Origin of the sequence: Streptomyces sp. SID5785 (genome assembly GCF_009870065.1) — a bacterium.
Classification (GTDB): Bacteria; Actinomycetota; Actinomycetes; order Streptomycetales; family Streptomycetaceae; genus Streptomyces.
Genome location: NZ_WWIA01000350.1, coordinates 1 through 2,532, shown reverse-complemented (window position 1 = coordinate 2,532; position 2,532 = coordinate 1). Strand labels below are relative to the sequence as shown.

The 2,532-nt window shown below is 72.4% G+C and carries 2 protein-coding genes, 2 tRNA genes and 1 pseudogene; 3 read left to right on the top strand and 2 right to left on the bottom strand.

Annotated features, from left to right (window positions below):
* Positions 1–67: 67 nt before the first annotated feature.
* Together GTW43_RS11535 and GTW43_RS11530 are read right to left on the bottom strand one after the other, a co-directional pair.
* A tRNA-Cys gene (locus tag GTW43_RS11535) sits at positions 68–141 on the bottom strand.
* 37 nt (positions 142–178) lie between these two features.
* Positions 179–251, bottom strand: a tRNA-Gly gene (locus GTW43_RS11530).
* A gap of 179 nt (positions 252–430) precedes the next feature.
* On the opposite strand from GTW43_RS11530, the gene GTW43_RS11525 reads away from it, so the two are divergent.
* The 3 genes and pseudogenes from GTW43_RS11525 to GTW43_RS11515 form a co-directional block, all read left to right on the top strand.
* The gene (locus GTW43_RS11525) at positions 431–1,504 is read left to right on the top strand and encodes a chorismate-binding protein (protein ID WP_161301563.1); all 1,074 of its coding nucleotides are present in this window, start codon (positions 431–433) and stop codon (positions 1,502–1,504) included.
* Between the two features lie 31 nt (positions 1,505–1,535).
* On the top strand, positions 1,536–2,357 hold the full coding sequence (locus GTW43_RS11520; protein WP_161301562.1) for an aminodeoxychorismate lyase: 822 nt from the start codon (positions 1,536–1,538) through the stop codon (positions 2,355–2,357).
* Positions 2,358–2,430: 73 nt separating this feature from the next.
* A pseudogene (locus GTW43_RS11515) lies at positions 2,431–2,532 on the top strand (GNAT family N-acetyltransferase); the annotation flags it as partial.

Sequence of the window (2,532 nt, the reverse complement as noted above, 5' to 3'; positions counted from 1 at the left end):
ATACTGGGATTGAACCAGTGACCTCTTCCGTGTCAGGGAAGCGCTCTCCCGCTGAGCTAATCGCGCATGGAGGTGGAGACGGGATTTGAACCCGTGTAGACGGCTTTGCAGGCCGTTGCCTCGCCTCTCGGCCACTCCACCAGGAGCGTAGGGGTTCGGGAAGATCCCCCACATCCTGAGCGAACGACCGGGTTCGAACCGGCGACCTCAACCTTGGCAAGGTTGCGCTCTACCAACTGAGCTACGTTCGCGTGTCTTTCCGTTCCGCTTCCGCGTCCCGGCGACGTGTTGAACTCTAGCGGATTCCTGGGCCAGTACAAAAACGCGTTTGCGCAGCGTGCTGCGGTGCGACCGGCTGAGCGACCACGGAAGCGACCCCGGCCGCTCCACCCCAGGTCACCGTCCGGTCACCCGACCTAGACTCGACAGCGTGCCCGGCTCACCCTCCCTCGCCCCGCTCGCCCGCTTCGGCGAGCTCGTCGCCACCGACCTGCGCGACGTCACCAGCGACCCCGCCGCCCTGGACTCCAGCGGCTTCTGGGCCGTGTGCGCCGACTTCGAGGGGCGGCTCGTCTGCGCCCGGTTCGGGCAGCTGCGCAGGGAACCCGTCCCCGCCCCGCGCCCCGGCGCCTGGCAGGGCCCGGGCCGCGGCGACTGGACGTCGTCCCTCGATCACGCCGCGTACACGGACGGTGTGCGCGCGATCCGCGACCGCATCGCCACCGGCGAGGTCTACCAGGCCAACCTCTGCCGCGTCCTGAGCGCCCCCGTCGCCGCCGACGCCGACGTGGACGCCCTCACCGCCCTCCTCGCCCGCGGCAACCCCGCCCCCTACGCGGGCACGATCCGGCTGCCCGGCCACGGCGTCGAGATCGCCACCGCGTCCCCCGAGCTGTTCCTGCGCCGCACCGGCCGGACCGTCGAGTCCGGACCCATCAAGGGCACCGGCCGCACCGAGGCCGACCTCCTCGACAAGGACCACGCCGAGAACGTGATGATCGTCGACCTGGTCCGCAACGACCTGGGCCGCGTCTGTGCCACCGGCACCGTCACCGTCCCCGACCTCTGCGCCGTCGAGAAGCACCCCGGCCTCGTCCACCTCGTCTCCACCGTCCGCGGCGAACTGCCCGCCGGCGCAGGATGGACCGAGCTCCTCGACGCCGCCTTCCCGCCCGGATCCGTGACCGGCGCCCCCAAGTCCAGCGCCCTGCGGATCATCGAACAGCTGGAGACCGCACCCCGCGGCCCCTACTGCGGCGGCATCGGCTGGGTCGACGCCGACCGGGCCACCGGCGAACTCGCCGTCGGCATCCGCACGTTCTGGATCGACCGCGACACACACGGTGACCGGCTCCGCTTCGGCACCGGCGCCGGCATCACCTGGGGCTCCGACCCCGAGCGCGAGTGGCAGGAGACCGAGCTGAAGGCCTCACGGCTGCTCGCGGTAGCGTCACACGCGGACGACGGGCACGACGGGTACGACGGGCAGACGGACGCACCCTGAGCACGCCGTCCGGTCACCTGGGAGGAAGCACGTGAAGATCTGGCTCGACGGCCGGCTGCAGGACACCGACGAGGCACGCGTCTCCGTCTTCGACCACGGGCTCACCGTGGGCGACGGCATCTTCGAGACCGCCAAGACGATCGACGGCAAGCCGTTCGCCCTCACCCGCCACCTGGACCGGCTCGCCCGCTCCGCCCGCGGCCTCGGCCTGCCCGAGCCCGACCTCGACGAGGTGCGCCGCGCCTGCGCCGCCGTCCTCGACGCCAACCCGCTCCCGCTCGGCCGGCTGCGCATCACCTACACCGGGGGCCTCTCGCCCCTCGGCTCGGACCGCGGCGACCACGGCACCACCCTCGTCGTCGCCCTGGGCGAGACCGCGCGGCGGCCCGACACCACCTCGGTGGTCACCGTCCCCTGGACGCGCAACGAACGCGGCGCGCTCACCGGCCTCAAGACCACCTCCTACGCGGAGAACGTCGTCGCCCTCGCCCGCGCCCACGAACACGGCGCCTCCGAAGCCCTGTTCGCCAACACCGTCGGACACCTCTGCGAGGGCACCGGCTCCAACGTGTTCGTCGTCCTCGACGGCGAGATCCACACCCCGCCCGTCGCCTCCGGCTGCCTGCCGGGCATCACCCGCGCCCTCGCCGTCGAATGGACCGGCGCCCGCGAGAGCGACCTCCCGCTGTCCGTCCTCGACGAGGCCGACGAGATCTTCCTGACCTCGTCCCTGCGCGACATCCAGGCCGTCCACCGCGTCGACGACCGCGCCCTCGGCGAGGCCCCCGGCCCGGTCACCGCCAAGGCCATGCGGATCTGGGACGAGCGCGCCGCCGACGACCTCGACCCGTGATCCGGACGCGGGCCCGCCCGGCCCGCGGAAAACCCCTGTCGCTCCCCGCGCGCGTACGGGTAGAACTCCCGGGATGACGACGACCCTGCGGCCGACCGAGCCGCTCCAGCAGGCCGACGACGGACAGCGCGCGCGGCACTACGCGGTGTGTGTGAACAGCCGACCCGTCGGCACG